Annotated in this window: 22 protein-coding genes and 1 tRNA gene; 11 read left to right on the forward strand and 12 right to left on the reverse strand. The window is 71.3% G+C overall.

The window, feature by feature from the left end; genetic code table 11:
• Nucleotides 1–43: 43 nt before the first annotated feature.
• The 5 genes from thrB to O7553_RS20910 form a co-directional block, all read right to left on the reverse strand.
• Nucleotides 44–988 carry a homoserine kinase gene (gene thrB, locus O7553_RS20890; RefSeq protein ID WP_281551376.1) on the reverse strand — a complete coding sequence of 315 codons (945 nt, stop codon included), beginning with the start codon at nt 986–988 and terminating at the stop codon, nt 44–46.
• A gap of 34 nt (nt 989–1,022) precedes the next feature.
• The gene (locus O7553_RS20895; RefSeq protein WP_281551377.1) at nt 1,023–1,253 is read right to left on the reverse strand and encodes a hypothetical protein; all 231 of its coding nucleotides are present in this window, start codon (nt 1,251–1,253) and stop codon (nt 1,023–1,025) included.
• Between the two features lie 15 nt (nt 1,254–1,268).
• Nucleotides 1,269–2,138, reverse strand: coding sequence for an SPFH domain-containing protein (locus tag O7553_RS20900; protein WP_281551378.1), 870 nt, complete (start codon nt 2,136–2,138; stop codon nt 1,269–1,271).
• A 48-nt stretch (nt 2,139–2,186) separates the two neighbouring features.
• Nucleotides 2,187–3,410, reverse strand: coding sequence for an MFS transporter (locus tag O7553_RS20905; RefSeq protein ID WP_281551379.1), 1,224 nt, complete (start codon nt 3,408–3,410; stop codon nt 2,187–2,189).
• Nucleotides 3,411–3,517: 107 nt separating this feature from the next.
• Nucleotides 3,518–6,847: an efflux RND transporter permease subunit gene (locus tag O7553_RS20910; protein ID WP_281555689.1), complete on the reverse strand. Its 3,330-nt coding sequence runs from the start codon at nt 6,845–6,847 to the stop codon at nt 3,518–3,520.
• 150 nt (nt 6,848–6,997) lie between these two features.
• Here O7553_RS20910 and O7553_RS20915 point away from each other — a divergent pair, with 150 nt between their 5' ends.
• Nucleotides 6,998–7,522, forward strand: a complete 525-nt coding sequence (locus tag O7553_RS20915) for a MarR family transcriptional regulator (RefSeq protein ID WP_281551380.1) — start codon at nt 6,998–7,000, stop codon at nt 7,520–7,522.
• Here O7553_RS20915 and thrC read toward each other — a convergent pair.
• The 4 genes from thrC to argS form a co-directional block, all read right to left on the reverse strand.
• Nucleotides 7,490–8,539 carry a threonine synthase gene (gene thrC / locus O7553_RS20920; RefSeq protein WP_281551381.1) on the reverse strand — a complete coding sequence of 350 codons (1,050 nt, stop codon included), beginning with the start codon at nt 8,537–8,539 and terminating at the stop codon, nt 7,490–7,492. The genes O7553_RS20915 and thrC overlap by 33 nt on opposite strands.
• Nucleotides 8,540–8,579: 40 nt before the next feature.
• On the reverse strand, nt 8,580–9,884 hold the full coding sequence (locus O7553_RS20925; RefSeq protein ID WP_281555690.1) for a homoserine dehydrogenase: 1,305 nt from the start codon (nt 9,882–9,884) through the stop codon (nt 8,580–8,582).
• A gap of 65 nt (nt 9,885–9,949) precedes the next feature.
• The gene (lysA, locus tag O7553_RS20930) at nt 9,950–11,335 is read right to left on the reverse strand and encodes a diaminopimelate decarboxylase (RefSeq protein WP_281551382.1); all 1,386 of its coding nucleotides are present in this window, start codon (nt 11,333–11,335) and stop codon (nt 9,950–9,952) included.
• A 54-nt stretch (nt 11,336–11,389) separates the two neighbouring features.
• Nucleotides 11,390–13,054 carry an arginine--tRNA ligase gene (argS, locus tag O7553_RS20935; RefSeq protein WP_281551383.1) on the reverse strand — a complete coding sequence of 555 codons (1,665 nt, stop codon included), beginning with the start codon at nt 13,052–13,054 and terminating at the stop codon, nt 11,390–11,392.
• A 105-nt stretch (nt 13,055–13,159) separates the two neighbouring features.
• Between argS and O7553_RS20940 the strand changes: the two genes are divergently transcribed.
• The 6 genes from O7553_RS20940 (at nt 13,160) to O7553_RS20965 (ending at nt 17,461) form a co-directional block, all read left to right on the forward strand.
• Nucleotides 13,160–14,056 carry a DUF3105 domain-containing protein gene (locus O7553_RS20940; protein WP_281551384.1) on the forward strand — a complete coding sequence of 299 codons (897 nt, stop codon included), beginning with the start codon at nt 13,160–13,162 and terminating at the stop codon, nt 14,054–14,056.
• The gene (locus tag O7553_RS20945) at nt 14,053–14,802 is read left to right on the forward strand and encodes a DUF305 domain-containing protein (RefSeq protein WP_281551385.1); all 750 of its coding nucleotides are present in this window, start codon (nt 14,053–14,055) and stop codon (nt 14,800–14,802) included. Before O7553_RS20940 ends, O7553_RS20945 begins: the two co-directional genes overlap by 4 nt.
• Nucleotides 14,803–15,036: 234 nt before the next feature.
• Entirely contained in the window at nt 15,037–15,732 is a 696-nt protein-coding gene (locus tag O7553_RS20950; protein WP_348650045.1) for a winged helix-turn-helix domain-containing protein, read from the forward strand.
• Between the two features lie 112 nt (nt 15,733–15,844).
• Nucleotides 15,845–15,916 (forward strand) — tRNA-Arg (locus O7553_RS20955).
• Between the two features lie 70 nt (nt 15,917–15,986).
• Nucleotides 15,987–16,220, forward strand: a complete 234-nt coding sequence (locus O7553_RS20960; protein WP_281551387.1) for a hypothetical protein — start codon at nt 15,987–15,989, stop codon at nt 16,218–16,220.
• A 197-nt stretch (nt 16,221–16,417) separates the two neighbouring features.
• On the forward strand, nt 16,418–17,461 hold the full coding sequence (locus O7553_RS20965) for a hypothetical protein (protein WP_281551388.1): 1,044 nt from the start codon (nt 16,418–16,420) through the stop codon (nt 17,459–17,461).
• Nucleotides 17,462–17,538: 77 nt separating this feature from the next.
• Here O7553_RS20965 and O7553_RS20970 read toward each other — a convergent pair whose 3' ends face one another.
• Genes O7553_RS20970 through O7553_RS20980 form a run of 3 tightly spaced genes read right to left on the reverse strand, consistent with a single transcriptional unit; the run spans nt 17,539 to nt 19,983 of the window.
• Nucleotides 17,539–18,003: a hypothetical protein gene (locus O7553_RS20970; RefSeq protein WP_281551389.1), complete on the reverse strand. Its 465-nt coding sequence runs from the start codon at nt 18,001–18,003 to the stop codon at nt 17,539–17,541.
• Nucleotides 17,978–18,667 carry a sigma-70 family RNA polymerase sigma factor gene (locus O7553_RS20975; RefSeq protein WP_281551390.1) on the reverse strand — a complete coding sequence of 230 codons (690 nt, stop codon included), beginning with the start codon at nt 18,665–18,667 and terminating at the stop codon, nt 17,978–17,980. The genes O7553_RS20970 and O7553_RS20975 overlap by 26 nt, the downstream gene beginning before the upstream one ends.
• The gene (locus O7553_RS20980) at nt 18,664–19,983 is read right to left on the reverse strand and encodes a S8/S53 family peptidase (RefSeq protein ID WP_281551391.1); all 1,320 of its coding nucleotides are present in this window, start codon (nt 19,981–19,983) and stop codon (nt 18,664–18,666) included. Before O7553_RS20980 ends, O7553_RS20975 begins: the two co-directional genes overlap by 4 nt.
• A 190-nt stretch (nt 19,984–20,173) precedes the next feature.
• Here O7553_RS20980 and O7553_RS20985 point away from each other — a divergent pair, with 190 nt between their 5' ends.
• The 4 genes from O7553_RS20985 (at nt 20,174) to O7553_RS21000 (ending at nt 25,719) form a co-directional block, all read left to right on the forward strand.
• Nucleotides 20,174–22,849 carry a CHAT domain-containing tetratricopeptide repeat protein gene (locus O7553_RS20985; RefSeq protein WP_281551392.1) on the forward strand — a complete coding sequence of 892 codons (2,676 nt, stop codon included), beginning with the start codon at nt 20,174–20,176 and terminating at the stop codon, nt 22,847–22,849.
• 175 nt (nt 22,850–23,024) lie between these two features.
• Nucleotides 23,025–23,879, forward strand: a complete 855-nt coding sequence (locus O7553_RS20990; RefSeq protein WP_281551393.1) for a TIM barrel protein — start codon at nt 23,025–23,027, stop codon at nt 23,877–23,879.
• The gene (locus O7553_RS20995) at nt 23,876–24,769 is read left to right on the forward strand and encodes a transketolase (protein ID WP_281551394.1); all 894 of its coding nucleotides are present in this window, start codon (nt 23,876–23,878) and stop codon (nt 24,767–24,769) included. Before O7553_RS20990 ends, O7553_RS20995 begins: the two co-directional genes overlap by 4 nt.
• Nucleotides 24,766–25,719, forward strand: coding sequence for a transketolase C-terminal domain-containing protein (locus O7553_RS21000; protein WP_281551395.1), 954 nt, complete (start codon nt 24,766–24,768; stop codon nt 25,717–25,719). The genes O7553_RS20995 and O7553_RS21000 overlap by 4 nt, the downstream gene beginning before the upstream one ends.
• Nucleotides 25,720–25,906: the final 187 nt, after the last annotated feature.

The following is a 25,906-nucleotide window of genomic DNA, read 5'->3' on the forward strand; positions in this document are numbered from 1 at the left end:
AGGAGATCGCGTGCTTCGCGGCTGTGCTTGGCCTAGAGCGTAGTCAACTCTTCCGACCTGCGGCAACAGGGTCCCGCTCGGCGTGTCCTACTATAGCGCCTTCGATCCGCGCTCCGGCAACGTCTACCGGAAACAAGTGTGTCTGCCAGTCCATTCCCGGACAGAAGTCCGCCGGGACTTCGGTCAACGCCAGGACGCTCGGACCCGCCCCACTGATCACCGCAGCCACACCGGTCGCCCGCAGTCGGCAGACCAGTTCCGCACTGGCCGGCATCGATGGACCCCGGTAGTCCTGGTGCAACCGGTCCTCGGTCGCGGCCAGCAACAGCGTCGGGTCAGCGGTGATCGCGTGGCTCAGCAGGGCGGCCCGGCCGGCGGTGAACGCGGCGTCCGCGTGCGGCACCTGGGCGGGCAGCGCCGCCCGCGCCGCCTCGGTCAGACCCCGGTTACCGGGTACGTAGACGGTCAGCGACACCGCCGGATGCGCCGGCACCGACACCGCGCGCGCCCCGGAGGCCTCGGTCCAGGCAATGGTGAAACCGCCGAGCAGGCAGGGCGCCACGTTGTCCGGGTGACCCTCCAGCCGGGCGGCGATCCGTAGCGCGGCGGCGGTGTCCAGCAGCTGCGTCCCGCCGACGGCGAGCCCTCGGGCCAGTTGCACGCCGGCCACGATCGCCGCCGACGACGAACCCAGGCCGCGTGCCTGGGGGATGCGGTTCACGCAGCTCAACGCCAGTCCGGCCGGCCGGCCGCCGAGCTCGTCGAAGGTGGCGTGCATGGCGCGCACGACAAGATGGCCGTCGTCGACCGGCAGCTCCCCGGTGCCTTCACCGGAGATCTCGACCCGGCAGCCGGCGGGCACCACCCGGGCGGTCACCTCGTCGTGGTGACCGAGCGCCAACCCGAGCGCGTCGAACCCGGGGCCGAGGTTGGCGCTGGTGGCCGGGACCCGCACGGTCACCGGCCCGGGAACGAAGCTGATACCCATCGCCCCATGCTAGGTCCTGGCCGGTCGCCCGGTGTCAGGGCGCCGGTGGCCGGTCCGGGCCGTCGACCGACGCACCCGATCCAGGTGCCCGATCGGATTCAGGTGCCCGATCCGGTCCGGGTGTCCGGCCGGCGGCGCGCAGCGCGAACCGCAGCGCGTACTCGATCTGGGCGTTGACGCTGCGCAGGTCGTCGGCGGCCCACTTGGCAATCGCCTCGTGCACCGCCGGATCGAGCCGCAACAGCAGCTTCTTGCGTTCGGCCATCAGCCGTGGACCGCCTCAGCTGTAGAGAGACCCGGTGTTCACCACCGGCTGCACCGCCCGGTCACCGCAGAGCACCACCAGCAGGTTGGCGACCATCTGGGCCTTGCGTTCCTCGTCGAGGTCGACCACGTGCTCGTCGGCCAACCGCTCCAACGCGTTGGAGACCATGCCGACGGCGCCCTCGACGATCCGGAACCGGGCCGCGACGACGGCGGCGGCCTGCTGCCGGGCGAGCATCGCGTGGGCGATCTCAGGGGCGTACGCAAGGTGAGTGACCCGGGACTCCAGCACCTCCACGCCGGCCAGTTCGACCCGCTCCCGCAACTCGGCGGTCAGCTCGTCGGCGACCACCGTACTGTCCCGCAGGCTGGCCCGCTCACCGTCGTGTGCCTCGTACGGGTAGCTGGTGGCCAGGTGCCGGACGGCGGCCTCGGCCTGGACGGCCACGTACTCGACGTGGTCGTCGACGGCGAAGACGGCGCTGGCCGAGTCGACCACCCGCCACACCACGACGGCGGCGATCTCGACGGGGTTGCCGTCGGCGTCGGCGACCTTGAGCCGGTCGGTCTCGAAGTTGCGCACCCGCAGGGTGACCTTGCGCCGGACGGTGAACGGCCAGGTCCAGTGCAGGCCGGCGACGCGGATCGAGCCGAGGTAGCGACCGAAGAACTGCACGACCTGCGCCTCGTTGGGGTTGACCACGGTGAACCCGGTGGCGGCCAGCGCGACGACCCCGGCGTAGACCGCGACAGCGACGGCCATCCAGACGTCCACGTCGGCCACCGAGTTGATGCCGGGCGCCACCACCGCCAGGCCGATCAGGCCAGACACCGCCAAGCCACTGATCGCCACGAATCCGGACATCCGGAACACGGCTCGTTCCATGCTCTGCTCCCTTGCCAACCAGATCGCTATCAAAGTGATATCACGATGCTAGCGGCTGGCCGCAACGACCGAGCCCAGCCGCCGGGTCGCCAGCCGCCAGCCGACCGCATAGGTGACGGTCACCAGACCGCACGTCGCCAGGATGACCCGGGTGTCCAGGGTGTCGATCACACTGGCCACGATCAACTGACTCACCGAGATCGACAGGGTGGCGAGCATCAGATCGGTGGCGAAGACCCGGCCACGCAGCCGGTCCGGCACCACCGCCTGCAGGGCGTAGTTCGACAGCACCCAGTTGCTGCCGCCGCCCAGGTGCGCCAGGAAGACCAGGGCGAGCACCAGCGGGAACCAGGTGACCAGCGAGATGCTGGCGTAGGACAGCCCGTACACCGACATCGACGCGGCCAACCCGGTGAGCAGCCAGGACCGCCGGTTCAGCACCGGGCGGGTCAGCAACGGCCCGATGACCGCGCCGGCACCCCGCACGGCGAACAGCAGGCCGGTGCCGATCGCGCCGACCCCGTACACCCCGGCCAACAGCGGAAACAACGTGAGTACGCCGTTGCCGAGGCCGATCGCGCTCTTCGCGGTCACCAGGGCGAGCACCTGCGGCCGGCCACCGATGTAGGCCAGCGCCTCCCGGATCGCGGTCAGTGTCCGGGGCGCCGGCAGCGTGGCATCGCGTGGGGTCTGCATCGGTCGGCGGATCGACATGGTGACCACCGCCGCGAGCAGCAGCGCCGCGGCGGCGATCCAGAAGCACGCGTACGGGCCGAGGGCCGCGCTGAGCAGCCCGCCGAGCGACGCGCCCACTATCGCCATCGTGCCCCACGCGGATCCGGCGAACACGTTGGCGGCGGGCAGCTCCGCCGCCGAGACCACGTTCGGCAGCGCGGCCTGCGCGGCCGGCGAGTAGCAGGACTTGGCCACCGCGAGCGACGCGATGGCGAACAACGCCAGCCAGGCGGTACCCGAAGTGCGGACGGCCAGCAGCAACAGCACCGCGACGACGGCGGCCAGGTTCGCGGCGATCAGGATCCGACGGCGGTCGAAGCGGTCTGCGAGCGTACCGGTGAACGGCAACATCAGGGCGTGGATGCCGGTGTCCACGGCGAGCACCAGAGCGCCCCAGACGCCGCTGCCGGTGAGCTCCGGCAGCAGCACCACCAGCGGCACCATGACGAACCAGTCCGCCCCGAAGACGACCAGCTCGGCGAGGAGCAGCCGGCGGAAATCCCGGTTCCCGGTAAGGACCGCTAACGGTGAGGCCACGTACCGACACCTTACCGACCGGATACCGGACAGTGGACGAAGTGTGATCTGTGCGACGGGTCGTCGCGGGGGTCCCCGGGGCCGGTGCCCTGGGGACCCCCGCACGGTCACTTCTCCGCCGGCGGATCCGTCGGCGGCAGCGGCGAGGTGCGGCTCTTCGGCAGTTTCAGCACCTCGAACTGGTCGGTGCCGTCGACCAGCGCCGCCGAGGGGCGGGCCGGCGGCGCGGCGACCGGCGACGTACGACTGGCGGGGCCGGCGGTGTCGGAGCCGTTGCGGCCGTCCGCTGCGTCGCCGGTGCCTGGTACGGCATCGGTGCCGGTAACGGCTCCTGACGGCCGGTCCGGTGCCGCAGCGACGTCACTCGCGTCGTCGGTCGGGCCGGCCGACCGGCGGGTGGCCCGGCGCTGCCGCAGCCGATCCTTGGTGCCCTCGACCATGGTGTAGAGCGTCGGCACCAGGACCAGGGTGAGCAGCGTCGAGCTGAACAGGCCGCCGATCACCACGATCGCCAACGGCTGGCCGATGAAGCCGGCCACCCCGGTCAGGCCGAGCGCCATCGGCGTCAACGCGCAGATGGTGGCGATCGCGGTCATCAGGATCGGCCGCAGCCGACGCCGGCCGCCCTCGACCACCGCCTGGGACACGCTCATCCCCTGCTCGCGGTACTGGTTGATCAGGTCCATCAACACGATCGCGTTGGTCACCACGATGCCGACCAGCATCAACGCGCCGATCAGCGCCGGCACACCCATCGGCGTACCGGTGACGACCAGCAGACCGATCGCGCCGGTCGCCGCGAACGGCACCGACACCAGCAGGATCAGCGGCTGGACCAGGCTGCGGAACGTCGCCACCATGATCACGAAGACGATGGCGATCGCGGCGAGCAGGGCCAACCCGAGGTCGGCGAACGCCTCCGCCTGGTCGGCGCTGACGCCGCCGATGGTGTACGTCGCACCGGCCGGCAGACTCAGGTCCTCCAGCCGCTGCGACAGCTCGGCGCTGGTCTGCCCGACGTTCGAGCCGGTCGCGGTGCCGGTGACGGTGGCGCTGCGCTCACCGTCCACCCGACTGATCTGCACCGGCCCGTCGACTTCGGTGATGTCGGCGAAGGCGGCGAGGGTCGCCGGCCCGACCGGCAACGCCGCCAACTCCTCGGCCGAGGTCACCCGGGCGCTCGGGCTGAGCACCACGTCCAGCCGGTCGCCGTCGATGGTGACCTGTCCCAGCGGGCTGCCGCGGAAGGCTTGGGCGACGAGTTGCCCGAGCGCGGCCTCGTTCAGCCCGGCCTGAGCTGCCGCCGCGCGGTCGATCTGCACCTGCAGCCGGGTCACGTCCTCGGACAGGGTGCTGGTGACGTCGGCAACGTCCGGGGTCTGCGACATCGCGGTCCGGACCCGCTCCGCGGCGGTGGCCAAATCGTCCGGGTCGTTGGCCTGCACGATGACCTGCAGCTGGTTGCTGCTCCCGCCACCGGGCCCGCCGTCGGCCGCCCCGACCGTGATCTCGCCCAGGCCGTCGCGGCCGGCGAACTCGTCCCGCAGCTGCTGCTGCACGGCGATGTTGTCGGTGTCCTCGGTCAGGCTGATCGAATAGCTCGCCGTGGTGTTGCCGCCGCCACCGGCGAACGGGTTGCTGCTCGCGCCGATCGACACCTGGTAGGACTCGATCCCGTCGGTCCGCGCGAGGACCCGCTCCACCGAGATGGCGGCCCGGTCGACGGCGGCCAGGCTGGTGCCCGCCGGCAACTCCTGCCGCATGCTCAGGGTGTCCTGGCCGGCGTCGTCGATGAAGTTGGTCTCCAGCCGGGTGCTCAGCGCGAACGTGCCGAGCAGCACCGCCAGCCCGATGCCGACGGTGGCCCACCGCCGGGTGGTGGCGAACCGGATCACCGGCAGGTAGCCGCGCTGCAACGGGTTGCGCAGCTCCTTGGCTTCGGCCTCCTGCCGGACCTGCTCCACGTCGGTGCCGGCGGCGGCCGGCTTGAGGAACCAGTAGGCGAGCACCGGGATGATGGTGAGCGAGACCAGCAGCGAGGCGAGCAACGCGACGGTCACCGTGATGGCGAACGGCGCGAACAGCTGGCCGACGAAACCGCCGACGATCGCGATCGGGGCGAAGACGGCGACGGTCGCCAGGGTCGACGAGGTGACCGCGCCGGCCACCTCCCGGACCCCGGTCAGGATCGCGGTACGCCGGTCCTCGCCGTACTCCAGATGCCGTTTGATGTTCTCCAGCACCACGATCGAGTCGTCCACCACCCGGCCGACCGAGATGGTCAACGCGCCGAGGGTGAGCAGGTTGAGCGAGTAGTCGCCGACCCACAGGGCGATCAACGCGATCAGCACCGACAGCGGGATGGAGACCGCGGTGACCACGGTGGACCGGATCGACAGCAGGAAGACCAGGATGACCAGGACCGCCATCACCAGGCCGAGCAGGCCTTCGGTGGTGAGGGCCTCGATCGAGCGTTCCACGAACGGTGCCTGGTCGAACACTACGATCAACTCGGTGTCAGCGGCCGCGCCCAGCTCGTCGAGTCGGTCCCGGATCTCGTGCGAGATGCCAACCGCGTCGCCGTCGGGGCCGGCGGTCACCGCGATCCCGAGGCTGTCCGCGCCGTTGGTCCTGGTGATCGAGGTGGCGGGGGCGGTCTGCTCGCTGATCTCGGCGACGTCGTCGAGCCGCACCGGCGGCCGGCCGGACGCGGTGAGATAGATCCCGGCGAGATCGCTCAGTGAATCGATCCTGGTGCCGACCTGGACGGTCAGGCTCTCGTCGCCGTCGGTGAGGGAGCCGGCCGGGATGGTGACGCCGTTGACCCGCAGGGCGTTGCCGATAGCGCTCGGGTCGAGACCGGCGTCGGCCAGCGCGGCGTAGTCGGGGGTGATCGAGACGACCTGCTCACCGGCGCCGGTGACGTCGACGGCGCGTACCCCCTCGATGGCTTCCAGCTCGGGCAGCACGACCTCGTCCAGACGTCCGGCGAGCCCCGGTCCGCCGGCGCCGGTGGCGGCCAGCACCACAGCCGGCAGGTCGTCGGTGCTGCCGGCGAAGACGGCCGGTTCCACACCGTCGGGCAGCTGGATCCGGTTGATCGAGGTCTCCAGCTCGTTGACGGCGCTGGTCAGGTCGGTGCCGAAGGCGAACTCGACCTGCACGGTGGCGAAGCTCTCGCTGGAGGTGGAGGTGACGCTCTCGAGGTCGGCGACGCCCGAGAGGGCGTTCTCGATGGGCTCGGTCACCTGCGATTCGACGATCTCCGGTGCCGCGCCGGGGTAGACCGCGCTGATGAACGCGGCCGGGAACTCCAACGAAGGCAGAAGCTGCTGTTTGAGCGTCGGGATGGTGACGGCGCCGAAGATCGTGATCACGACCGCGACGAGCGCCACGAGCCCTCGGTTGGCGAGGCTGAGTCTGGCGAGCAACGACATGTGCGGGCTCACTCCTGGAAGAGTCCGGCGGCGGAACGACGGGAATTGTTCGGCCAAGGCTAACAGTTAGCGTCACGCGAAGTTGTTGGGATATCGTCTGCGCACGGCGGGCGGCCGGCCCACCACCGTGCCGGACCAGAGGGAGCGCAGGTGGCCCAGCGGGACGAACTGATCGACCAGATCGTGGTGACCAGCCGCCGGCTGCAGGTCCTGTTCGCCTCCGACCGTTCCGACCCGCTGTTCGACTCACAGCTCACCGTGCCGCAGCTGAAGATACTGCTACTGCTCTACCTGCGTGGCAGCGCCTCGGGACAGGAGCTCAGCCAGGTGCTCGGGGTACGGATGGCCACGGTCAGCGGGATCGTCGACCGGCTCGCGGCCCACCGGCTGGTCGGCCGCCGGGAGGACCCCCGGGACCGGCGGGTCCGCCGGATCGAGCTGACCGACGACGGGCGGCAGCTGATGGACCGGATCGTCACCGCCGGCACCGACCGCCAGGCACGGCTGTTGGCCCGACTGGACACCGACGAGCTGCGTACCGTAGCCGTCGCGACCCGGCTGCTGGTCGACGCCGCAGAAGCCGACCTGGCCGAAACCGACACGCCTCAGGTCGAGCCGCGTCACACCCGACCGGCGACGTCGTCAGGCCAGGTCGAGGGCGCGGGCCGCGAGTAGCGGATCGTTGCCGATGGTGGTCGGTGCCGGAGCGGTGGAGATCGCCCACTCCGGGTCCTTCAGACCGTGCCCGGTGACCGTGCAGACCACGGTGGCACCGGCCGGTACCTTGCCGGCGGCGGCGGCCTGCAGCAGCCCGGCGACGCTGGCCGCGCTGGCCAGCTCGACGAAGACCCCGACCTCCCGGGCCAGCAGCCGGTACGCCGCCAGGATGTCCCGGTCGGTGACCGCGTCGATCAGACCCCCCGAGGCGTCCCGGGCGTCGAGCGCCTTGGTCCAGCTCGCCGGGTTGCCGATCCGGATCGCGGTGGCGATCGTCGACGGCTGGCGGACCACCTCGCCAGAGACGATCGGGGCGGCACCCGACGCCTGGAAGCCGTACATCTTCGGGACGCGGGTGGCGTTGCCGGCCTCGACGTCCTCCAGGTAACCCATCCAGTAGGCGCTGATGTTGCCGGCGTTGCCGACCGGAAGGCAGTGGATGTCCGGGGCGTCGCCGAGCCCGGCGACGATCTCGAACGCGGCGGTCTTCTGCCCGTGCAGCCGGAAGATGTTCACCGAGTTGACCAGCGCTACCGGGTAGTCCTGGGCCAGCTTGGCCGCCATCGACAGGCAGTCGTCAAAGTTGCCGTCGACCTGCAGCAGGCGGGCCCCGTGCACCAGCGCCTGGGCGAGCTTGCCGAGCGCGATCTTGCCCTGCGGCACGAGCACCGCGCAGGTCAGGCCGGCGCGGGCGGCGTACGCGGCGGCCGACGCGCTGGTGTTGCCGGTCGAGGCGCAGATGATCGCCTTGTTGCCCTCCTCGACCGCCTTGGAGACCGCCATCGTCATGCCCCGGTCCTTGAACGACCCGGTCGGGTTGGCCCCCTCGACCTTGAGGTAGACGTCGGCACCGACCCGGGCGGAGAGCACCGGCGCCGGCAGCAGCGGCGTGTTGCCCTCGTAGAGGGTGATCACCGGCGTGGCGTCGGTGACCGGCAACCGGTCCCGGTACGCCTCGATCAGGCCCCGCCACATGACAACCTCCTCGGTTCGCGCCGGCACAGCGTACCGGCGGCTACTGGCCGCCCTCGACCCGCAGCACGCTGGCGATGGAACGGACGACGTCCAGGCCGCGCAGCTCCTCGACGGTGGCCGCGAGGGCGGCGTCCGGTGCCCGGTGGGTGACGATCACCAGGCTGGCGTCGTTGTCCCGGCCGGACTGGCGAACGGTGGCGATCGACACATCGTGCCGGGCGAACACCCCGGCGACGGCGGCCAGCACCCCGGCCCGGTCGGCCACGTCGAGGCTGATGTGGTAGCGGGTGACCGCCTCCCCCATCGGGCGGATCGGCAGGTCGGCGTAGGCGGACTCGCTGGCCGTGTGCACCCCGGCGAGCCGGTTGCGGGCCACCGCGACGATGTCGCCGAGCACCGCGCTGGCGGTCGGCGCCCCACCGGCGCCCCGGCCGTAGAACATCAACTGACCGGCCGCGACCGCCTCGACGAAGACCGCGTTGAACGCGTCACCGACGCTGGCCAGCGGGTGGCTGCGCGGGATCATTGCCGGGTGCACCCGGACGCTGACCGACTCGGCGCCGTCGGCGCCCGGGCCCCGCTCGGCGATGCAGAGCAGTTTGATCGTGCAGCCCATCGCCTTGGCACTGGCCATGTCGGCGGCGCTGACCTCGGTGATCCCCTCGCGGTGCACGTCGTCGGCGCCGACCCGGGTGTGGAAGGCCAGCGAGGCCAGGATGGCGGCCTTCGCGGCGGCGTCGAACCCCTCCACGTCGGCGGTCGGGTCGGCCTCGGCGTACCCGAGGGCGGTCGCCTCCTCCAACGCCTCGGTGAACCCGGCCCCAGTGGCGTCCATCGCGGAGAGGATGAAGTTGGTGGTGCCGTTGACGATGCCGGTGACCCGGGTGATCGAGTCGCCGTGCAGCGAATCGCGCAGCGGGCGCAGCAGCGGGATGGCGCCGGCCACCGACGCCTCGTAGAACAGGTCTGCACCGCCCTCGGCGGCGGCGTCGTGCAGGGTACCGCCGTCCTCGGCGAGCAGCGCCTTGTTGGCGGTGACCGCGCTCTTGCCGCTGCGCAGCGCCTCCACCAGCCAGGTCCGGGCAGGTTCGATGCCGCCTACCACCTCGACCACCACGTCGACGTCGTCCCGTTTGACCAGGCCCAACGCGTCGGTGGTGAACAGCGCCGGGTCGACCGGCAGGTCACCACGGGCCCGGTTGGGCCGGCGGACCGCGATCCCGGCGATCTCGATCGGCGCCCCGACCCGGGCGGCGAGGTCGGCAGCCTGCTCGTGCAGCAGCCGCACCACCTCGGAGCCCACCGTGCCGCAGCCCAGCAACGCCAGCCGTACCGGCTTACCCATGCTCACCCCATACCTCGCGACCGCGCGCCGCGCGCGCTATCCACGTCGTCCCGCCGCCTGCGGCGCTATCCCACGTCCAGTGCCAGCAGATCGGCCTCGGTCTCCCGACGGACGATCACCCGGGCCGCTCCGTCGCGGACCGCGATAACCGGCGGCCGGGGCACATGGTTGTAGTTGCTCGCCATGCTCCGGCAGTACGCCCCCGTGCCCGGCACCGCGAGAAGATCTCCCGGCTGCACGTCGGCGGGCAGGAATTCATCCTTCACCACGATGTCCCCGGACTCACAATGCTTTCCCACGACGCGGGCGAGGATCGGCGCCGCGGTCGACGCCCGGGAGGCGACCGTCGCCGAGTAGGAGGCGTCGTAGAGGGCGGTACGGATGTTGTCGCTCATCCCGCCGTCGACGCTGACGTAGCTGCGGATGCCGTCGACGTCCTTGACGGTGCCGACCTGGTAGAGGGTGAACACCGCCGGGCCGATGATCGCCCGGCCCGGCTCGACCGACAGGTGCGGCACGGCGAGCTGCAACGCCTCACACTCACTGTCGACGATCTTGTTCATCCGCTTGGCCAGGTCGTGGGCCGGCGCCGGGTCGTCCTGGGTGGTGTAGGCGATCCCGAACCCGCCGCCGAGATCCAGCTCGGGCAGCTCGACGCCGCGCGCGTCGCGGATCTGCGCCTGCAGCGCCAGCACCCGCCGGGCGGACACCTCGAACCCGCCGGCGTCGAAGATCTGCGAACCGATGTGCGAGTGCAGCCCGCGCAGCTCCAGCACACCCTCGTCGAGGATCCGGGCGGCCGCCTCGAACGCCGCCCCGCCGGCCAGCGAGAAGCCGAACTTCTGGTCCTCGTGGGCGGTGGCGATGAACTCGTGGGTGTGCGCCTCGACCCCGACGGTGACCCGGACCAGCACCTTCGGCCGGACCCCCCGGTCACGGGCCAGCGTGGTCAGCCGGTCGATCTCGTCGAACGAGTCGACGATGATCCGGCCCACCCCGGCGTCGAGGGCCCGGGTCAGCTCGGCGACGCTCTTGTTGTTGCCGTGCAGGCCGATCCGCTCCGGCGGCATCCCGGCCGACAACGCGACGGCCAGCTCACCGCCGGTGCAGACATCCAGGTGCAGGCCCTCCTCGGCGATGATCCGCACCACCGCCCGGCACAGGAACGCCTTGCCGGCGTAGTAGACGTCCTGGCCGGCGAAGGCGGCCCGGAAGTCGCGGCAGCGGGCCCGCAGGTCGTCCTCGTCGAGCAGGTACGCCGGGGTGCCGTACTCGGCGGCCAGGTCCCGCACGTCCCGGCCGCCGACGGTGATCGACCCGGCGTCCGCCCGGGTCACCGTCCGCGGCCACAGCTGCGGCAGCAGGGTGTTGACGTCATCCGGGGTACGCAGCCAGCCCGGCCCCCGGCTGCCGAGGTCACCGTGCAGGGCCCCGGCCTCGTGTGCGCGCACGGCGCTACCGTCCTTCGTCGTGGATGGATCTGGGTCTGGGTACGTCGGCCGGGGTCACATCCGCTCGGGCGCCGAGACGCCGAGCAGGTCCAGGCCGTTGGCGATCACCGTACGGGTGGCGTCGTTGAGCCACAGCCGGGCCCGGTGCCGGTCGGTGATCTCCTCGTCGCCGAGCGGCATGATCCGGCACTTGTCGTAGAACCGGTGGTACGCCCCGGCCAGCTCCTCAAGGTAGCGGGCGATCCGGTGCGGCTCACGCAGCTCAGCGGCGGAGGCGACCACGGCGGGGAACTCGCCGAGCGCCTTGAGCAGCTCGTTCTCCTTCTCATGGTCGAGCAGCTCGGGCCGGAAGTCGTCCGGCCCGCCCCGCTGCAGCCCTACCTCGGCCGCGTTGCGGGCCACACTGGCGGTCCGGGCGGCCACGTACTGCACGTAGAAGACCGGGTTGTCGTTCTTGGCCCGGGTCCACCGCTCCACGTCGATGTCGATCGGCGAGTCGGACGAGTAGCGGGCCAGTGCGTACCGGGCGGCGTCGACGCCGATCGCCTCGACCAGGTCCTCCAGGGTGACCACGGTGCCGGCCCGCTTGGACATCCGCACCGGCGTCCCCTCGCGCACCAGGTTCACCAGCTGCCCGATCAGGATCTCCAGGGTCTGATCCGGGTCGTCGCCGAAGCAGGCCGCCATCGCCCGCAGCCGGCCGATGTAGCCGTGGTGGTCGGCACCGAGCATGATCACGACCTGGTCGAAGCCGCGCTCCCGCTTGTCCAGGTAGTAGGCGCAGTCGGCGGCGAAGTAGGTCCATTCGCCGTTGGACTTGCGCAGCACCCGGTCCTTGTCGTCGCCGAAGTCGGTGCTGCGCAGCCAGGTCGCGCCGTCGCGCTGGTAGGTGCGCCCCTGCTCGCCCAGCCGGGTCAACGCCAGCTCCAGCTCGCCCCGGGCGTGCAGGTCCTTCTCGTTGAAGTACGTGTCGAAGTGCACCCCGAACCCGGCCAGCGACGCCTTGATCTCGTCGAACATCAACGCCACGCCCTCGACCCGGAACAGCTCCCGGGCGGCGTCGTCGTCGAGGTCACGGACCTCGGGGTGTTTGGCGGCCACGGCACCGGCGATGTCGGCGATGTACGCCCCGCCGTACCCGTCCTCGGGCGCCGCCTCGCCCCGCGCGGCGGCGAGCAGTGAGTTGGCGAACCGGTCGATCTGGGAGCCGGCGTCGTTGAAGTAGTACTCGGTGCCGACGTCGGCCCCGGTGGCCCGCAGGATCCGGGCGAGCGCGTCACCGACGGCCGCCCAGCGGGTGCCACCGAGGTGCACCGGGCCGGTCGGGTTGGCCGAGACGAACTCCAGGTTGAGCCGGCGGCCGGTCAGGCGGGTGCTGTGGCCGTACTCCCGGCCGGCCAGGACCACGGTGCGGGCCAGCGCCCCGGCGGCGGCCGAGTCGAGTCGGATGTTCAGGAAGCCCGGCCCGGCGATCTCCACCGAGGCGATCCCGTCGGCCTCGCTGAGCGCGGCGGCCAGCGCGGCGGCCAGCTCACGTGGGGCGGTGCCGACTCGCTTCGCCAGTTGCAACGCCAGGTTCGAGGCGTAGTCGCCGTGGTCTGGGTTGCGCGGACGCTCGACGGTGACCACGTCGGGGAGTAAAGATAGATCGAGGTCACGGTCGACGAAGACCGACCGGGCCGCGGCGCGGACGAGCTCAGCGAGATTGGCGGGAGTCACCAAAGCATGTTACCGGGGGTAGACTCGTGGCCTTGGCGGCGACCCTCACCTGCTGTGTCCCCGCTGAATGCCCCTTGACCGACCGACCTGACGAGGCACCACACCATGAGCATCAGCACCCAGGGTGGCGACAACCGCAACCCCTCCGTGGTCAGCACCGGCAAGCCGGCGGCCGGCGGCAAGCCCCGGACCGACGATAAGGCTGCGGGCAAGCCGGCGAAGGGCAAGTCGGCGAGCGGCCGGGGCGGTGGTGCCACGGCCACCCGGACCACCGGCGGCAAGACCAGCGGCAAGACCAGTGGCAAGGCCGGCAAGGGCGGCCGCAAGCCGGTCAAACCGGTCAAGGTCACCCAGGAGCGCAACTGGGGTCCGATCGCGCTGATGGTCGGCGTCGGGGTACTGGCCACCGCGATCATCGGGTACGGGGCCTACGCGGTCTCCCAGGAGGCCCGGTCGTGGCAGGACCGCGCCTCGGAGATCACCGACCTGGTCAACTACCGGGAGGCCAACCCGGCGGCGCTGGACCCGATGGCCGGCAAGCAGTCGCACGAGTGGGGCCCGCTGGAGTACGAGATCCAGCCGCCGGTCGGCAGCAGCCACAACCCGAACTGGCAGAACTGCATGGGCGACGTCTACGACGCGCCGATCGCCAACGAGCACGCCGTGCACAGCCTGGAGCACGGCGCGGTCTGGCTCACCTACCAGGAAGGTCTGCCCGCCGACCAGGTCGAGACGCTGGCCAGCAAGATCCAGGGCAACGAGTACACCCTGATGAGCCCGTTCGAGGGCCTGGAGTCGACGGTCTCGCTGCAGGCGTGGGGCTACCAGCTCGCCGTCGACGACGTCGACGACCTGCGGATCGACGAGTTCATCCGGGCGCTGCGACAGAACGCCACCGTCGAGCCGGGTGCCACCTGCTCGGGTGGGATCACCGCCACCGGCACCACCCCACGTGACATCGGCGCCCAGGAGCAGCAGATGGACGGCGGCGCCGGATCGTGACCGCCAGGACGGAAACGGACGCGATGGCCGACACCGAGCGGGACCCGGTCGACGGGCCGTCGACGCAGCCCCGGCCGGCGGACCCGGCCGGCGGGGAGCCGACCGATCCGCCGACGCCCGGTGGCGATGCGGCCGAAACCAGCCGCCGTGGCCGGTTCGGCACCGCGTGGCTGGCCGCAGCCGTCGTGGTCGGTCTCCTGCTCGGGTACGCCGCCGGCCTGCTCACCCCCGGTCTGCTGCGTCCCGGCGACGCCTCGCCGGAGGCCGGGTTCGCCCGGGACATGTCGACCCACCACGCGCAGGCCGTGGAGATGTCGATGATCGTGCTGGAGCGCAGCGAGAACCCGGCGGTGCGGACCCTCGCCAGCGACATCGCGCTGACCCAGCAGAGCCAGATCGGCATGATGCAGACCTGGCTACGTGAGTGGGGCCTGGAGCCGACCGGCACCCAGCCCCGGATGGACTGGATGGAAACCACCGGCGAGTGGGCGGTGGTCGACGGTCTGATGCCGGGGATGGCCACCGACGCGCAGCGGGCCGAGCTGAGGGCGGCCACCGGTGCCGAGGTGGACCGGCTGTACCTGTCGCTGATGCTCACCCACCACCTGGGCGGCATTCACATGGCCGACGGGGTGCTCGAGCTCTCCGACGACGAGGATGTGCGCTGGCTGGCCGAGTCGATGGTGAGCGGCCAGCAGAAGGAGATCGAGCTGATCCGTACCCTGCAGTCCCAGGTCGGCGGCTGACACCGCACCGCCCGACGGCGGCCCTGTGCTTACCGGCACCGCCCCGCCCGTCCCGGTCTCTGCCGGGGCGGGCGGCGTCGTATCCGCCTTTATCCCGTGGTACCCCGCCACCTCCAGCCTTGCCCGTTCCATGCCGCTATACCATGACTTCGCATACTTTGCCGGACTCTACCGTCTCAGACGTTTTCTAGGCACATATCGCTACCGTCCTGATACAGCCTCGTTGGTCCTAGCGTGGGGGCACTTCTTAGCGATACTCGGAGATCGATCACGAGCTGGTGCCGACGGCACACGCTCGGCGGTGACGGCGCGGTGGCGGCCCGCCGTCGCGGATCACCCACCGGTGACGCTGGCGGGCTGACACCGGAGCAGGAACTCGACCTGATCGGCCTGTTGCGGGGCCGATGGCCGGAGGACCACGCGCTGGACGACGAGCTGTGGAGCCGTCGTACGGTCGCGACGCTGATCGAGCGACGGTTCGGGCTGACGCTGAGCCCGGCCGACGTCGGCCACTACCTGGACGCATGGGGGCTGGCGCCCCGGCGGCCGGAGGAACGCGCCTGCGGGCTCTGCGTCGACGCGGTCAACGAGTGGGTGGAGCGGGTCTACCCGACGGTGCTGCGCGCGGCCCGGGAGCACCGGACGGACCTGTGGTGGCTCGGTCGGACCCGGTTGCACGGCACCACCCCGGCTGCGGACGTGCTGTCGGCCGCCTCGGTACGCGGCCAGATCCGGTTCATGATCCTGACGCCGTCGATCGATCCGCCGCTGCCGCGCGAGTTCCTGCTGCGGCTGTGCGGACCGGACCGGCGCGGGGCGCATCTCGTCGTGGACGGCTCCTGGGCCAGCTCCGAGCTGCCCCGCCGACTGCCTCGGACCATCGTCACGCACCTGCTGCCGAGCTGCGCCCGCCCGACCCGGTCAGCCTGAGCAACTCCCGCGTCCCGGCCGGCGACCGGACCACCGCGCCGGCGGGACCGGACACGGCGGATACCGATTCGGCGACCCGGTGCTGGGTTTGCTAATCTTCCTGGGTCGCTGAGCCCCCGTAGCTCAGGGGATAGAGCACCGCCCTCCGGAGGCGGGAGCGCAGGTTCGAATCCTGCCGGGGGCACACTTGCTGAAGAACCCTCGACCTGCACGACAAGGCCGCTGACCAGGGCGATTCCAGTCAGCGGCCTTCATTGTCTGTCATACTGTGTCCGGCCGTCACCGGCCCGTGGCGAGCAGCTGTGCCGAATGCCGCCAGCACGCCCAGCCCTGCCGTGGTGGTCGCCCCGTCGAGTGCGCCGCAGCAGATCCATAGCCTGTTCGCCAGCCGCTGCGTCGACGTGCGCGGACCCGATACGCGGGACGGCACCCCGTGGCTGCTGTGGGACTGCATCAACGCACCCCGGCAGCAGTGGCGCCTGTTCTGATGAGAACCAGCTGACCAGATCTCCAAAGAACCCAGAACTCGACACCGGACGCCAGACGCCGCAATTTTCGCCATCTGCCGATCCCGCCACCCCGCCAAAGGTATTTCTGTCCATCAATCTCTCTCGGTAGAGGTATCCGCCCCGCGCGACCGTGACCGTCACGGTCCGCCTTCCACACCCCTACCTCGGGAGGAACCTTGTCCACGCGACTGACGCAACGCGTACGTCGATCAACGCTCGCCCTGGTAACCGCTGCCGCCGTAGCACTGCTGCTGCCGGTCAGCTCGGCCACGGCGGCGGCGCTGGACCGCTCGACCGGCAGCGGTGCAACCGCCGCACCCGTCGACGTCTTCATGAAGGACCATCCGTCGGACGTCGGGATTCAGCCGCACGGCCTGAACCCGATCTGGGCGAGCCCCGACATCAAGGTCTGCCCCACCGCCGTCGAGTGCTCGACCAGCCAGAACCCGATCGTCGGGCAGACCAACTACATCTTCATCAAGCTGCGCAACCCCGGACCGTACGGTTCCGGCGGCATGGAGCAGGGTGAGATCCACGTCTACCGGACCACGCCGGGTGGCGGCGCGACCTGGCCCACCCACTGGACCGAGATCGGCTGGATGTCGGTGCCGGTCTACGCCGGTGTCACCACCGTCACCATTCCCTGGAACGGTGTCCCCGGCCCGGGGCACTTCTGTCTGCTCGCCCGCTGGGTCTCCCCCAACGACCCGATGGCCTTCGAAGGTCCGAGCAACAGTGTGAACACCCGGAACAACAACAACATCGCCTGGCGCAACGTCGACTCGGTGGCGCTGTCGACCAGTGGGCAGACCGAGGTCCGGCCATTCGCGATCGGCAACGTCCTGCGGGAGCCGACCCGCAACAGCGTGGTCTTCAGCGCGGAAGGTGCACCACTGCAGGCCGCTGGCGGGCGGCTCGTGGTGGATCTCGGGCCGACGTTGTTCGCCCGCTGGGTCGAGGGCGGCATGGCCGGCAAGGGCATCCGGGAGGCGGGCCGTAACCGGGTCGAGATCGTCGAACCGGGCCAGGCCAGTCTGGACAACCTGATGCTCCGGGGCAACGAGCGGCTGACCATGCGACTGCTGTTCACCGCCACCAACCCGGTCGATAAGCCGATCGCCGTACTGGTGACGCAGTTCGGCCCGGACGTCGACGGCTCCGACCGGGCCGACCTGGGTGGTGTGCGCTACGACGTGACCGTCAGCAAGCAGGACCGTTAGCCACCTCGCAGGGCAGGGACGGAGGTGGCGTCCGGGACCCGTGACCTCCGTCCCGACGAGGTTCCGGATCTGCTGGCTCAGCGAAGACTGACCCAGCAGGTCCGGACCTTGTACGTCGCGGTGCTGGCCCGCAGCTGCACCGGGCCGGTCGGCGGTACGCCCATCGAGAAGAACCCGGCCTCGTCCACCTGGACGTCCTCGTACTGCCCGGCGGCCGACCGGGCGCTGAGCCGGCCCGTCGCGGCCGGAGAGAGCTGCCCCACCACCCCGGTCGCGGTGACCTCGATGGCGAGGACCACCGGGCCGGAACGGAAGGTCAGCGTCCGGTCGGTACCGCCGGACCGGGTCGATCCGGCCGGATCGAGGTCACAGGCCGAGTCGAAGACCAGCTCGGCGACCGCCAGCTCGGCGTCGACGGTCCGCCAGCTGAACGCGGCCAGTGCCGCGGCCAGGAAGTGCTCCGGCACCGGTCCGGAGTCGCGCAGGGCGGCACCCAGCTCGATCAGCAGCTCGTCGTCACTGTTTGGTGGCCACTGCCGCATCACGTTCACCTCCGTTCCCCTGCTGCCCCCCGGGCGGGCCGATCCTGACGTACGGGGCGAGGGCTGGGCAGTTGCGCAGCTTCGCCAAGCATCGGGCCTGGGTCGGGCCGACACTTCCAGTGGGCATGCCGAGTTGCTCGCCGATCTCACGGTAGCTGGCCGGCGGGTCGGCGACGAGTAGCGTGAGTAGTTCCCGGCAGCGCGGCGGCAACTCGGCGAGCGCGTCACGCAGCGCCTGGCACCGCTCGTCCCGGAGCAGATCCTCGTCGGGCGTCGTCGGGTCGACCAGCCGGAAGACACCGACATGCGCGTCGGTCGACTCGTCGTACGGGTCGAACGGCTGCGTACGCCGGCCGAGCCGCAGCATTCGGTGACACTCCCGTCGGGTGGTGGTCACCAGCCACGCGGGCAGAGCGTGTGCCTCGCGCAGCCGGCCGAGGTGCTCGACCAGCCGCAGCCAGACGGTCTGGTTGACGTCGGCGGCGTCGGCGTGGTCGAGCCCGTGGCTGCGGATCACCGCCGCTACCAGCGGGCCGTACCGGTGGACCAGCGCGGACCAGGCGGTCTCGTCGCCGGCGGCGGCAGCGGAAACCAGGTCGGGGACGGTAGCCGGCGCTGGGTCGGTAGCCGGCGGTGGGTCGGGGACGGCGTCGGGGCTGCTCATTCGACCAGCACGCCGTAGTCGGGGTGCCAGGCCGGGCCGGAGGTCAGCACCGCCGCGGCGGCCGCCGCGTCCAGCCCGGTGCCGGTCATCAGGGCGGCGAGCCGACCGGAGACGTGGCCGGTGGCGAAGGAGGTGCCGGCCCAGGCGGCGAAGCCGTCGAAGTGCAGCACCGGTTGGCCGGGCAGGACCATCTCCCCGTCGACGTACGTGCTGGTGCGGTCGCCGTACGCGCTGGCGTCCACCCACGAGCCGTAGTTGCTGTAGTCAGCCGGCACCGGGACGCCGTCGGTCGCGTCGAGGGCGGCGACGGCCAGCACACCCGGCAGCGCCGCCGGCCAGGACGGACGGCGGGTGCCGGCGTTGCCGGCGGCGGCGACCACCGCCGTCGTCTTGGGCAGCGCGGCGACGGCGTTGGCCAGCGGCAACGGCGGCTGGTCGTGCTGCGTGAAGTAGCCGAGGGAGAGGTTGATGACCGACACCTGCGGACCGAGCCGGCCGATCGCGGCGATCAGGCTCTCCTCGTCGCCGATGCCGTTGGCGTCCAGTGCCGACTCCGGGTCGACCCGTACACCGGGGGCGGCCTGCCGTACGACACCGGCGACGAAGGTGCCGTGCCCGCCCTGCAGGGCCAGTTGGGTGCCGCCGAGGTACAGCGGGTCCTCGTCGTCGGGCTCCGGCAGGTAGCTGCCGCCGAGCCAGTCCGGGTGCACGTCGCCGGCGAGCCGCCAGATGCCGGTGTCGCAGACACCGACCGTGACGTCGGCCCCTTCACCGAGCCGGGCCGGATCCGGCGGTGGAAGCGCGGCCGCTACCCGTGGTGGCCCGCCGGGGTTGCCCATGATGTTGCCGAAGCCGAGCAGGACGTGGTGCGGCTGCACCTGCGGGGCCCGCCCGCCGGGCCACTGGCGCGGGTCGCGGAGCTTGTCGACCACGGCCGGGACGTCGGTCTCCCGGTCGAAGCACAGCCGGCCGACTTGGGCGAACCCGTCGTCCTCGGTGACCTGGTGGCCATCGGCGCGCAGCCGGGCCGTCACCCGCTCGACGTCGGCCGGGGCGACCAGTAGCTGCCGGGGACGGTAGAGGAACTCCTTGCCGGCTGCCGCGGTGTACCGCCGTACCGCCGGGTGGGCGGCCAGGATCTCCAGGAACGCCCGTTGGTAGCTCTGGTCGAGGGACCGGTCGGCGGGCCCTGGCGCGCCGGCCTGGCCGGTCGGGTGCGACCAGTTGGTCGCCGGGCCGAGGGGCAGCAGCGCGGCCGCCAGCGCGGACCACCCCATCAGCTGCCGGCGGGAGACCTGCCCGGGGAGACCCGGCACGGGGTGACGGTGGTCGGACGACACCTGACCCTCCAAGCGGGTGGGAGACGGGGCCGGCACCACGAGGGCGACCACAGAAGGTTACGGGACCGACACGATTATTTCAAAGGATAGTTATGTGTCAATTAAATGACTGGCGCCCGGGTGCCGCCGTTGACCCGGGGTGCACGGGTGGGGAATTCTCTGTCTCGTGACCGAACGCACCGATTCCGGTGTCGACCTGGCACAGCGGGCCCTGGACACCGTCCAGCGCTACCCACACGAGGCCATCTCGATCGCCCACCGGGTGCTTGCCGACGCGCCGGACGCCCGCGCCCGATCCACTGCGGAACGCGCCATCGGCCTGGCGTTACGCGAGCTCAACGACCTAACCGGCGCGGCACGCCACCTGCACCGGGCGGTGCGGGCTGGGGACGACGCCCGGCTTCGGGCGCTGGCCCGGATGAGCCTCGGCTACGTCCTGGCCAGCGCCGGCCGGACCACTGCCGCGCTGCGGGTCGTCACCCTGGCCCTGCCGCAGCTGACCGGCGCCGACGCCGGCCGGGCCCGGATGCAGCGCGGCGTGGTGCTGCACTACCGGGGCCGGTTCGACGAGGCGGTCCGCGACTACGACCAGGCGGTGGAGATCGCCCGCCGTGAGGGCGACCTCCTGCTGGAGGCGCGCGCCCGCAACAACCGGGGGCTGCTCAACGCCCACCTCAACGCCCATCTCGATGCCGACACCGACGACGACCTGAACCGCGCCGCGGCCATCTTCAGTCAGCTCGGGCTGGACCTGGCCGCCGCCGACGCCCGGTGGAACAGCGGCATCGCCACCGGGCAACGCGGCGACGTGGCCGGCGCGCTGCACTGCTTCGCCGAGGTCGACAACGAGTACCGCCGGCTCGCAGTGCCCCGCCCCGCGCTGCTGCTGGACCGCTTCGAGCTGTTGCTGTCCGTACCGCTGATCGACGAGGCGGTCACGGTGGCCGAGACCGCCGTGACCGAGCTGCGCCGGCTCGGGATGGCCTCGGACCTGGCCGAGGCGCTGCTCGCCCAGGCGCGGGCCGCGCTGCTCGCCGGCGACCTGGCCACCGCGGCCGACACCGCCGGGGCGGCACGTAGCCGGTTCCGACGGCAGGGCCGGCGGGCCTGGGCCACCCTCGCCCGACACGTCGAGCTGCGGGCCGGGTACGCCCGGGGCACCCGGTCCCCCGCGCTGCTCGCCGCGATGATCCGTACCGCCGACCAGCTCGACGCCACCGGCTGGCCCGGACCCGCCCTCACCAGCAGGATCGAGGCCGCCCGGCTGGCCACCACGCTGGGCCGGCACAGCCGGGCGGTCGAACTGATGGAGGTCGCCGCGGACGCCCGGCGGCGGGGCACCGCACCCCGCCGCGCCCAGGGGTGGTACGCCCTGGCGTTGCGCCACCGGCTGGCCGGCGACGAGTCCGGGGCGGCCCGTGCGCTGCGCCACGGTCTAGCGGTACTCGACGGACACCGCGCCTCGCTCGGCGCGACCGAACTGCGGGCCAACAGCGGGACGTACGGTAAGGAGCTGGCCGCCGAAGGCCTGGACATCGCCATCCAGCGGGGCGCACCGGCGCAGGTGTTCACCTGGGCGGAACGGTGGCGGGCCAACGCGCTACGGATGCGGCGGGTCTCACCGCCACCGGATCCGGACCTGGCCACCGCGCTGACCGAGCTGCGGATGGTCAGCGCGGCACTCGAGGACGCGTTGTTGGCCGGCAACCCGGTGCAGACGCTACGCGGCAGTCAGGCCCGGCTGGAGCAGCGGATCCGGGAGCTGGCCCGAGGGGTCAACGGTGGCGGCGAACTGCTCGCGCCGCCCGGGGTCACCGACCTCGCTGCGGCGCTCGGCGCCGCCGTACTGCTGGAACTGGTGGCGCACGGCGAGCGGCTGCTCGCGGTGCTGGTCCACGACGGCCGACCGACGCTGCACGACCTCGGGTCGTTGACCGACGCGGTACGGGTGACCCGGCTGCACCGGTTCGGGTTGCGCCGGCTGGTCACCACCGGCGACAGCGCCGACGCCCGGACCGGGGTACGGCACACTGCCGGCGCACTGGACCGGCAACTGTTCGATCCGGTACGCGACCTGATCGCCGACCGTCCGCTGGTGATCGTGCCGATCGGCGACCTGCACGCCGTACCGTGGTCGGGTCTGCCGACCTGTGCGGGCCGGGCGGTGACGGTGGCGCCATCGGCGACGGCGTGGCTGCGGTCCGCCGGCCGGCGGTCCGGCGGGGTGGATCCGCAGCCGGCCGGCGGACCGGCGGCTGGGGCGCAGCCGGCCGGCGGGCCGGCGGTGCTGGTGGCCGGGCCGCGACTACCGGCTGCCGAGACCGAGGTACGGCAGCTCAGCGCGGTGCTGCCCGGCTCCCGCACGCTCACCGGGGCCGCTGCCACCGCCGACGCGGTAACCGGGGCACTCAACGGCGCGCGACTGGCCCACATCGCCGCGCACGGGCGGTTCCGGGCGGACAACCCGCTGTTCTCCACACTGGAGCTGGCAGACGGACCATTGACCGCGTACGAACTGGAGCGGATCATCAGTCCGCCCGGTTGCGTGGTGTTGTCGGCCTGTGATTCCGGGCTGGCCGGGGTCCGCCCCGGCGACGAGGTGATGGGCTTCACCGCGGTGCTGCTGGCGCTGGGCGCCCGCTGTCTGATCGCGACGGTGCTGCCGGTGCCGGGCGAGCTGACCACCGCGCTGATGCTGGAGTTGCACCGCGAGATGCTGGCCGGGCATGCTCCGGCGGTGGCGCTGGCCCGGGCACAGCGGGCGTTCGCCGCGGACCCGGACGGTGCGGTCGGGGCCCGGCATGCGACGGCCGCCGCGTTCGTCTGCTTCGGCGCCGGTTGAGCCCAGGTGCAGTCGGCCGCTCCGCCGTTGGCGTTGTCGAGGGGCCGCAGAATTCGCCTGCCACCGTACCGGACCTCCGGTTAGCTGACGAGCGACGACGCTGGCCGACCCCGCCGGGCCCGCTGTCACCACCCTGGAAGCAATAGCCCGGGCGGGCGAGGTCGGTGAGCTGTCCGTGGTCGATCTGAACTACCCGTTCACTGCGGGAGTCGGTCTGTCCGAGGTGAAGGACGCGCTTGCCGAGGCCGGCCTGGCCGCCATCGGCATCACGCCGGAGATCTACCTGCGCAGGTTCAGCAAGGGCGCCTTCACCAACCCGGACCCGGCGGTACGGTCCACCGCGCTCGACCTCATGCACGAGGCGGCCGGAGTCGTCCGCGAGCTCGGCGCCGACTACGTCAAGATCTGGCCTGGTCAGGACGGCTGGGACTACCCGTTCCAGGTGGACCACCGGCAGCTCTGGGCACTGGCCGTCGACGGCATGCGCGAGCTCGCTGGCGCTCATCCCGACCTGAAGTTCGCCATCGAGTACAAGCCACGCGAGCCCCGGGTGCACATGACCTGGGACTCCGCCGCCCGTTCGCTGCTGGGCATCCAGCAGATCGGCTTGGACAACGTCGGGGTCCTGCTCGACTTCGGTCACTCACTGTACGGCGGAGAATCGCCCGCCGACGCCGCTCAGCTGCTCATCGACCACGGCCGGCTCTACGGGATGGACGTCAACGACAACCTCCGCGGCTGGGACGACGACCTGGTGGTCGGCACCGTTCACCTCACCGAGATCTTCGAGTTCTTCTACACCCTGCGGGTGAACAACTGGGAAGGCGTCTGGCAGCTCGACCAGTTCCCATTCCGGGAGGACAGCGTCGAGGCGGCCCGGCTGTCCATCCGCTTCCTCAAAGCGGTGCACCGAGGTCTGGACCTGCTCGACATTCAGGCACTACGCGAGGCGCAGCACCGCCAGGACGCACTCACCGCGCAACGCCTGGTGCAGGACGCCCTGTTGCGATCGATGGCGGTAGACCGATGAACGCGGCACCGGTCGCTGCCCCCGACAACTCGGCGCTGCCGGTTCTCGGTCGGATCGGCCCCGGGGCCGGCCGGGAAGCGATCATCGCGCACATCCGGGAAGGCGCCCGGCTCATCCGGCGACGCGACATCAGCATGATCAACGCGGCCGGGCTGGGGCATGTCGGTGGCGAGTTCAGTGTCATCGACATCCTGGCCACCCTCTATCTGCACGTGCTGGAGATCTCCGCAGACCGACTGGATGATCCCGAGCGAGATCGGCTCATCCTGTCCAAGGGTCACGCGGCCGGCGCACTCTACGCCACGCTGGCCGCCGCCGGTCTGCTCGACCCTGTCGCCCTGGACACGTTCCTGCAGCCGCTGTCGAAGCTCAACGGACATCCCGACCGGACCAAGGTCCGCGGTGTCGAGGCCAACACCGGCCCGCTCGGGCACGGTCTGCCGATCGCGGTCGGCACCGCCCTGGCCGGCAAGCTCGACGGTTCCCGTCGACGCACCTTCGTCGTCCTCGGCGACGGCGAGTTGCAGGAAGGCTCCAACTGGGAGGCGATGATGGCCGCCGCACACCACCGGTTGGAGCGCCTCACCGCGATTGTCGACCGCAACCGGCTGCAGCAGGGTGCCCGGGTCGCCGACACCAACGAGCTGGAGCCGCTCGCGGACAAGATCCGTGCGTTCGGTTGGCAGCCGGTCGAGGTAGACGGACACGACCACGGCGCGCTGCTCGACGTGCTCACCCGCGCCCCGGCCGACGGCAAACCCACGTTCGTGATCGCCCACACGGTGAAGGGCCATCCGATCACCTTTATGAGCGACGAGGTCGCCTGGCACCACAAGGTCCCCGACGCCGACCAGGTTGCCACCGCCCTCGCTGAGTTGGAGACAGAGTGAGCGCCTTGACGACCGATCAGGTCCTGCACGACTGCCGCGACGCCTACGCGGCGACCCTCGTCGAGCTCGCAGCAACCGATCCACGGATCGTCGCGGTGGTCAACGACTCGGTGGGTTCCAGCAAGCTGAGCGAGTTCGGCAGCAGATTTCCTGACCGGCTGATCAACGTCGGCATCGCCGAGCAGGACATGGTGGGCGTTGCCGCCGGCCTGGCCAACGGCGGGAAGATACCATTCGTCTCGGCCGCCTCGTGCTTCCTCACCGCCCGCGCGCTCGAGCAGATCAAGGTCGACGCCGCGTACTCCAACCACAACCTGAACCTGTGCGGGATGAGCCCGGGCATGGCGTACGGCGAACTGGGACCCACCCACCACTCGATCGAGGACCTGGCCTGGCTCCGTGCCATACCCAATCTCACGGTCATCGTGCCCAGCGACCCCGCCGAGACCGGACAGGCGGTCCGCTGGGCGGCCGGACATCCCGGGCCGGTCTTCATCCGGGTCAGTCGGATGGGAGTCGCTGCGGTCAACGCCGAGAACTACCGCTTCGTGGCCGGGCAGGCGGTCCGGCTCCGCGAAGGAACCGACGTCACGATCATCGCCAACGGAACCGTCGTGTCCGCGGCGATGGAGTCCGCCGGCCTGCTGAGTCGGCTTGACATCGAGGCTCGGGTGCTGTCGATGCCGACCGTCAAGCCGCTCGACGTCGACGCCGTCGTCGCGGCGGCACGGGACACCGGCGCGATCGTCACCGTCGAAGAGGCGCTGACCACGGGTGGCCTGGGCGGAGCGGTCGCGGAGACCGTTGTGCAGCACCATCCGGTTCCGGTCAGGTTCGTCGGCGTCCCCGGCGTGTTCGCGCCCACCGGTTCGGCCCGGTGGCTGCTGGAGCACTTCGGGATCTCTCCCGCCGGCATCGTCGACGCGGCCCACCGGGCGCTTCGACGCTGACCCGCACGGGGTTCCGAGTGTTCTGCGCGTGCGTCTGCCGACCGGAAGGCGGGCGCTACGATCGGCAGGGATCGGCCAACCGGCCCTCGGGCAAGTGCCAGAGGGTAGCCACCAAGCCGCAGCTGAGGAGGATGTCGTCGGCACGAAACCACGAGCGGCATACAGCGACGACCAGGTTCGGCTTGTC

This window comes from Solwaraspora sp. WMMA2059 (genome assembly GCF_027497315.1).
In the GTDB taxonomy this organism is placed as follows: Bacteria; Actinomycetota; Actinomycetes; order Mycobacteriales; family Micromonosporaceae; genus Micromonospora_E.